Consider the following 6547-nt stretch of genomic DNA (forward strand, 5'->3'; position numbering starts at 1 on the left):
CATGCACGGCGCCGGTGCGCGTGCCCGTTGCGGCGTGGCCGTGTTTTGCCTGGTGTTCCTGCCGTTCGCGCTCGGGCATTACCTGTCGTGCCTGCTGCGCGGGGTGAATGCCGTGCTGACGGCGGAATTGCTGGGCGCCATCGCCCTGACGCCAGCCCAGCTGGGGCTGCTGACCAGCGCCTTTTTTCTCGCCTTTGCGCTGGTGCAATTGCCGGTTGGCATGGCGCTCGACCGCTACGGTCCCCGCACGGTACAACTGTGGCTGCTGGCGCTGGCGGCCTTGGGTGTATGGCTGTTCAGCCGGGGCCACAGCTTTGCCGAGCTGATGTGGGCACGGGCCCTGATGGGGGCGGGCCTGGGGGGCTGCTTCATGGCCGCCGTGAAAGCGATCTCGTGCGCCATCGCGCCCGCGCGCCTACCTTCCGTGCATGGTTACCTGATCGCCGTGGGCGGCCTGGGCGCGGCCACGGCCACCATGCCCGTCAAGCTGGCCCTGCACTACACGGACTGGCGCGGCGTCTTCCTGGGCCTGGCGCTGGCGGCGCTGGCCATCGGCGTGCTGATCCGCCTGCTGTCGCCAGCCATGCCCGCGCCCGCCGCTGGCATGAACAAGGTGAGCAAGGTCAGCGTCTGGAGCGTGTACCGCGATCCCTGTTTTCGCCGCACCATCGCCCTGATCCTGCTGCCGCACACGGTATTCTTTGGCGTGCAGGGCCTGTGGATGGGCCGCTGGCTGGCCGACGTAGGCGGCTTGTCCGATGACAGCGTGGCGTATTTGTTGTACCTGGGCATGGCGGCCGTCATCTTCGGCGCCATCGGCATGGGCATGCTGACGGAATGGGCCGGGCGGCGCGGTATTGCCCCCATGCGAGTGGCGGTTGCCGGCATCGTCCTGTTTGTTGCCGTGCAAGTGGCGATGGCATGCAATGTGGTGCCCAGCCTGCCTTTGCTGTCCGTGCTGTTTACCTTGCTGGGCACGGTGACGGGGCTCGAGTATGCGATCGTTGCGCAAAGCATGCCGGCCAGCTTGACGGGCAGGGCGGCCACTTGCCTCAATTTGCTCATTTTTACGGGGGCTTTTCTGGTGCAGGCGGGCTTTGGCGTGATCCTTGGCTGCTGGCCCCTGAACAGCTTGCAGCAGTATCCGCCGCAGGCGTACCAGGCGGCGTTTGGCGTGCTGGCAGCCTTGCAACTGCCGGGACTTGCGATGTTTTTCATCCACCGCTACAGGCGTGCCGGGCCATCCGGTAAAATGGCAGCCTGCACAGCGGCAATGATCAACTCCAAGGAAGACTATGAAACTCGTTCGTTATGGACGTCCAGGCAAGGAAAAACCGGGCCTGATCGATGAAGAAGGCAAACTGCGCGACCTGTCCGGCGTGATTGCCGATATTGACGGCGCGCAACTGTCCGACAAGGCCCTGCGCAAGCTGGCCAAGCTTGACGAAAAGACCCTGCCCCTGGTGCGCGGCAATCCACGCTTCGGCGTGCCGCTGGCGAAAGTCGGCAAGTTCATCGGCATCGGCCTCAATTACGCGGATCACGCGGCCGAGTCCGGCATGCCGATTCCGTCCGAACCCATCGTCTTCATGAAGGCAATTACTTGCCTGAATGGCCCGGACGACAATGTCGTGTTGCCAAAAGGCTCGAAAAAGACGGATTGGGAAGTGGAACTGGGCGTCGTCATCGGCACGCGCGCGCAATACGTGAGCGAAGAGGAGGCCCTGAAATACGTGGCCGGTTATTGCGTCGTCAACGATATCTCCGAGCGCTCGTTCCAGCTGGAACGGGGCGGCCAATGGGATAAAGGCAAGGGCTGCGACACCTTTGGCCCCATCGGCCCGTGGCTGGTGACGCGCGATGAAGTCATCGACGAGCAAGACCTGGACCTGTACCTGGAAGTCAATGGCAAGCGCATGCAGACGGGCAATACGCAAACCATGATCTTCACGGTGGCGCAGATCGTCAGCTACCTGTCGCAATTCATGACACTGGAACCGGGCGACGTCATCGCCACGGGCACGCCGCCGGGCGTGGGCCAGGGCCGCAAGCCGCAGCGCTTCCTCAAAAAAGGCGACAGCATGCGCCTGGGCATCCCCGGCCTGGGCGAACAGCAGCAGGACGTGGTCGCCTGGACTGCCTGATGGCGGGGGGCGATATCGACCGTTTGCCCGCGCTGCCGCTGGACCGGCTCGACGCGCAGCAGCGCGCTGCCGCGCAAGCCATCATCGATGGTCCGCGCGGTGCCCTGTACGGCCCCTTCGTGCCGCTGATCCGCAGCCCCGAGCTGATGGAAACGGCGCAGCGCATGGGAGAGTATTTGCGCTACCGCAGCGCCATCGGCACGCGCCTGTCGGAGCTGGCGATTCTGGTGACGGCGCGCCAGTGGGACCAGCAAGTCGAGTGGGCCATCCACGCGCCGCTGGCCGTGCAGAACGGCATCGCGCAAGCGGCCGTGGACGCGATTGCCGCGCGGCGCGCACCGCTTGCCCTGAAAGAAGATGAGCAAGCGGTGCACGACTTCTGCATCGAGCTGCAGCAGAACAAGCGCGTCAGCGATGCCACATATGCGCGCGCGCTGGCGCTGTTCGGCGAGCATGGCGTGGTCGACTTGATGGGCATCAATGGCTACTACACTTTCCTGGCCATGGTCATGAACGGGGCGCAGACGGCGGTGCTGGCCTTGGGCGTGCCACCCATGCCCGCCTGATTCGAGGCGTTCGTCAGGCATTCATGGCGGCGCCAAATGGCAAGCCGGCGATATTGGGCGGCATGGCGTTTGCCGGAAAAGTGCGATGAACCTGAAAAAACGCCGGCGAACTGATCGTTCCCGGCCTTAGGTACAGCTACTACAACAGGCGCGGCGCACACCGCGCCTGTTTTGCTTTAAGCCAATACTTTTTTCAGCCACGCGCCGATGGCGTCGATCTCTTCCTGGCACAGCGAGTGTTGCATCATGTACTCGTGCCATTCCACTTTGTATCCCATGCCGGTGAGCATGTCGCGCGACTGCTGGGCGCGGGCGATCGGCACCACGGGGTCGGCCTTGCCGTGCGCCATGAAGATGGGCGTCTGCAGGCTTGCCGGCGTGCGTTCAAACGCCGTCTTGTCGGCCAGAGGCAGATAGCCGGATAAACACATCAGGCCGGCCAGTGATTCCGCATGGCGCAAGCCCGTTTGCAAGGTCATGGCGCAGCCTTGCGAGAAACCGGCCAGGATGATGCGGCTGGCGGGAATGCCGCGTGCCTTTTCGCGCGCAATCAGCGCCTCGATCTGTGCCTGCGAGGCGCGCAAGCCGTTCTCGTCTTCGCGGCGTACCAGGTCATTTTCGCGGATGTCGTACCAGGCGCGCATCACATAACCGTTGTTGATGGTGACGGGCATGGTGCCGGCGCTGGGGAAGATGAAACGGATGGCGGGACAGCCGCGCAAATCGAGTTCCTTCACCAGGGGCACGAAGTCGTTGCCGTCGGCACCCAGGCCATGCATCCAGATGATGGAGACGGTGGGATTCGGTGCACTGTCGAGTTGTATGGTTTCCAGCAAGGTGCTCATGTATTTTCCTCAGGTAAAGGTTGCGCCGGACGCAGCGCCGATTTGGGACGGAAGGCCTTGCAGATGGCCGGGTCGGTTTCCATGTAGGGACCGCCGATGAGGTCGATGCAATACGGCACGGCGGCAAAGATGCCGTTGACCAATTGATTTCCGTCAGCGTCTTTCAGTCCCTCCAATGTTTCCTTGATGGCTTTCGGCTGGCCCGGCAAGTTCATGATCAGGGCGGCGCGCTCGGGCGTTTCGCGGATCACGGCCACCTGGCGCGAGAGGATTGCCGTCGGCACGAATTGCAGGCTGATCTGGCGCATCTGTTCGCCGAAACCGGGCATTTCCTTGCTCCCCACGCTGAGCGTGGCGTCCGGCGTCACATCGCGCCGCGCCGGGCCCGTGCCGCCCGTCGTCAGTATCAGATGGCAGTGGTTCAGGTCGACCATGTCGATGAGGGTGTTTTCAATCTGCGAGCGCTCGTCCGGGATCAGGCGTTTTTCCAGGCGGAATGGCGTGCGGATGGCGGCGGATAACCAGCTTTCCAGGGCCGGGATGCCCAGGTCTTCATATACGCCGCCGCTGGCGCGGTCCGAGATCGACACGAGGCCGATAATCAATTCGTCTTCTATCGTGGTCATGGGGCACCTGTCTATGTCGTAAAAACCAAAAAAAACCGGGTTGGTTCCCGGTTTTTTCCCAACCCTAAGCAAAGACTGGGGTCGGACCCTGAGGGTCCGACCCCGGCTTTTGCATGTGGTGTTTATTCGTCTTCTTCGCCTTCTGCGTCATCTTCGTCGGCATCTTTCTTACCGCTGTTTTTCTTCTTGGCGATCTCTTTCAAGATCTGGAAGATTTCACGGTAGGCTTTTGGCGGCTTGTTCTCGGCCTGCTCCTTGCGGGCATTGCGGATCAGGGTGCGCAGGTGCTGCACGTCCAGTTCCGGGTTTTCCGACAGCAAGACGGTCAGGGCCTTGTCATCCGTCAAGAGTTTGTCGCGGCGGCGTTCCATCGCGTGCATATTGGCCGTGTCGGCTTTCGACAAGCCTTTCCAGCTATCGATGGTGCGTTGGATGGCGGCAACTTCTTCCTCATCCAGGGTGCGCATCTTCTTGCCCACGTATTGCAGCTGGCGGCGGCGGCCTTCGTGATCCTTGATTTGCTGGCATTCGAGAATGGCGTCGCGCACGTCTTCCGGCATCGGGACGCGCTTGACGCGGTCGCGTGCCTCATTGACGAGTTCTTCGCCCAGCTTTTGCAGGACGGTCATCTGGCGCTTGAGTTCCGACTTCGACGGACGTTCATATTCCTGTTCGAATTCGGTGGATTGGAAGCCGCAAGCTCCCCGGTTTGGATTTGGCATGATAAGGCGGGATTGGCCGCGTAGGCCGCACCTGTAAACTGTAAACGACTGCTATGATAACCTTTTTAGCGGCTTTCCGAAGAAAACAGCGTATGAACGACTCCGTATTTACCCATAGTCAAGAGCAATTGCAGCAACTAGCCCGTGATGTGTTGTCTTTTGCGCGGGAAGCGGGCGGCACCGACGCAGCCGTCGAAGTCAGTGTAGGCGGTGGCCTGTCCGTTTCTGTACGAAAAGGCAAGATCGAGACGATCGAGCAAAACAAGGACAAGGGCATGGGCGTGACCGTGTTTGTCGGCAAGAAGCGCGGCAATGCCAGCACCTCCGATTTCTCTCCGTCCGCCCTGCGCGCCACGGTGGACGCCGCCTACAACATCGCCCGTTTCACGGCCGAGGACGATTGCGCGGGCCTGGCCGACGCCGACATGCTGGAAATGTCCCCCCGCGACTTGCAACTGTTCTATCCCTGGCGCATTTCCACCGAGGAAGCCGTCGTGCTGGCCCAGCGGGCCGAAGCGGCCGCGTTTGCCGTCGACCCGCGCATCACCAACAGCGAGGGGGCCGGCGTGCACGTGCAGCAATCGCACTTTGTTTCCGCCAATTCGCGCGGCTTCATCGGCGGCTACCCATTTTCGCGTCATACCCTGTCTGTGGCGCCCATCGCCGGCAAAGGCGCCAAGATGCAGCGCGACGACTGGTATTCGTCCGTGCGCGACGCCGCCAAAATGTCGAGCCCTGAAGCCATCGGCCGCTACGCCGCCGAGCGCGCCCTGTCGCGCCTGAATGCGCGCAAGCTGGGCACGCGTACTTGTCCCGTGCTGTTCGAGGCACCGCTGGCGGCCGGTTTGCTCGGTACCTACGTGCAAGCGACCTCGGGCGGCGCCCTGTACCGCAAATCCACTTTCCTCAACGATTCCCTGGGCACGCAAGTGCTGCCCTCGCACGTGCAGATATTTGAAGACCCGCACGTGATCGGCGGCGTCGGTTCCGCGCCGTTCGACGAGGAGGGCGTAAAAACCGTCAGCCGCGACGTCGTCAAGGATGGCGTGGTGCAAGGCTATTTCCTGTCGACTTATACGGCCCGCAAGCTGGGCATGCAGACCACGGGCAACGCGGGCGGCTCGCACAATCTGTACCTGACCTCGAACCTGACGGCCGCCACTGACGATTTTGTCGCCATGCTGAAAAAGCTGGGCACGGGCTTGCTGGTGACGGAACTGATGGGACAAGGAACGAATTACGTGACGGGCGACTATTCGCGCGGTGCGGCCGGTTTCTGGGTGGAAAACGGCGTGATCCAGTATCCGGTGGAAGAAATCACCATCGCCGGCAATATGCAGGACATGCTGCGCAACATCGTGGCCGTGGGCGCCGACGTCTTGCGCCGTGGCACCAAAGAGACGGGTTCCATCCTCATCGAGAGCATGGTGGTGGCGGGCGGTTGAGTGCTGTGACTGCTTTCTGCAAAGGCGCCGCTGGCGCCTTTTTTCATGGTGCGCCCGGCAGGGCGCACTCACTGGGAGGTGCAAGTCCTCTACTCGCCCGACAAGGGGAAGAGTTAGCTGAACGGCAAGGGTGTCGCGGGTGACTGCGAATCTGAAGGAAGCCGAAGGCAAAGCGCTGGCCTGACGAACAGGAAGCGGA

The 6547-nt window shown here is 62.2% G+C and carries 7 protein-coding genes; 4 read left to right on the forward strand and 3 right to left on the reverse strand.

Translation table 11 applies throughout. The features are described from left to right. Position 1: 1 nt before the first annotated feature. Genes ACQ4WS_RS23880 through ACQ4WS_RS23890 form a run of 3 tightly spaced genes read left to right on the forward strand, consistent with a single transcriptional unit; the run spans position 2 to position 2710 of the window. Entirely contained in the window at positions 2 to 1351 is a 1350-nt protein-coding gene (locus ACQ4WS_RS23880) for an MFS transporter (protein ID WP_436479484.1), read from the forward strand. Further along, positions 1296 to 2144 carry a fumarylacetoacetate hydrolase family protein gene (locus tag ACQ4WS_RS23885; protein WP_436479485.1) on the forward strand — a complete coding sequence of 283 codons (849 nt, stop codon included), beginning with the start codon at positions 1296 to 1298 and terminating at the stop codon, positions 2142 to 2144. The genes ACQ4WS_RS23880 and ACQ4WS_RS23885 overlap by 56 nt, the downstream gene beginning before the upstream one ends. Further along, positions 2144 to 2710, forward strand: a complete 567-nt coding sequence (locus ACQ4WS_RS23890) for a carboxymuconolactone decarboxylase family protein (protein ID WP_436479486.1) — start codon at positions 2144 to 2146, stop codon at positions 2708 to 2710. The genes ACQ4WS_RS23885 and ACQ4WS_RS23890 overlap by 1 nt, the downstream gene beginning before the upstream one ends. A gap of 176 nt (positions 2711 to 2886) precedes the next feature. Here the strand turns inward: ACQ4WS_RS23890 and ACQ4WS_RS23895 are convergent, their stop codons facing one another. The 3 genes from ACQ4WS_RS23895 to yjgA form a co-directional block, all read right to left on the reverse strand. After that, a complete protein-coding gene (locus ACQ4WS_RS23895; RefSeq protein WP_436479487.1) occupies positions 2887 to 3555 on the reverse strand; it encodes an alpha/beta hydrolase in 669 nt (222 codons plus the stop codon). Next, entirely contained in the window at positions 3552 to 4181 is a 630-nt protein-coding gene (gene mog, locus ACQ4WS_RS23900; protein WP_436479488.1) for a molybdopterin adenylyltransferase, read from the reverse strand. Before mog ends, ACQ4WS_RS23895 begins: the two co-directional genes overlap by 4 nt. Positions 4182 to 4303: 122 nt before the next feature. Beyond that, positions 4304 to 4903 carry a ribosome biogenesis factor YjgA gene (yjgA, locus tag ACQ4WS_RS23905; protein WP_436479489.1) on the reverse strand — a complete coding sequence of 200 codons (600 nt, stop codon included), beginning with the start codon at positions 4901 to 4903 and terminating at the stop codon, positions 4304 to 4306. Between the two features lie 92 nt (positions 4904 to 4995). Here yjgA and pmbA point away from each other — a divergent pair, with 92 nt between their 5' ends. Then, entirely contained in the window at positions 4996 to 6348 is a 1353-nt protein-coding gene (gene pmbA / locus ACQ4WS_RS23910) for a metalloprotease PmbA (protein ID WP_436479490.1), read from the forward strand. The last annotated feature ends 199 nt before the right edge of the window (positions 6349 to 6547 follow it).

The sequence above is a fragment of the Janthinobacterium leeuwenhoeki genome (assembly GCF_051380795.1).
Classification (GTDB): Bacteria; Pseudomonadota; Gammaproteobacteria; order Burkholderiales; family Burkholderiaceae_D; genus Janthinobacterium.

What these genes read in the sequence shown, in the direction of transcription:
- mog (WP_436479488.1), bottom strand. Translation starts at nt 4,181, where the DNA reads ATGACCACGATAGAAGACGAATTGATTATCGGCCTCGTGTCGATCTCG.
- ACQ4WS_RS23890 (WP_436479486.1), top strand. Translation starts at nt 2,144, where the DNA reads ATGGCGGGGGGCGATATCGACCGTTTGCCCGCGCTGCCGCTGGACCGG.
- ACQ4WS_RS23895 (WP_436479487.1), bottom strand. Translation starts at nt 3,555, where the DNA reads ATGAGCACCTTGCTGGAAACCATACAACTCGACAGTGCACCGAATCCC.
- yjgA (WP_436479489.1), bottom strand. Translation starts at nt 4,903, where the DNA reads ATGCCAAATCCAAACCGGGGAGCTTGCGGCTTCCAATCCACCGAATTC.
- pmbA (WP_436479490.1), top strand. Translation starts at nt 4,996, where the DNA reads ATGAACGACTCCGTATTTACCCATAGTCAAGAGCAATTGCAGCAACTA.
- ACQ4WS_RS23880 (WP_436479484.1), top strand. Translation starts at nt 2, where the DNA reads ATGCACGGCGCCGGTGCGCGTGCCCGTTGCGGCGTGGCCGTGTTTTGC.
- ACQ4WS_RS23885 (WP_436479485.1), top strand. Translation starts at nt 1,296, where the DNA reads ATGAAACTCGTTCGTTATGGACGTCCAGGCAAGGAAAAACCGGGCCTG.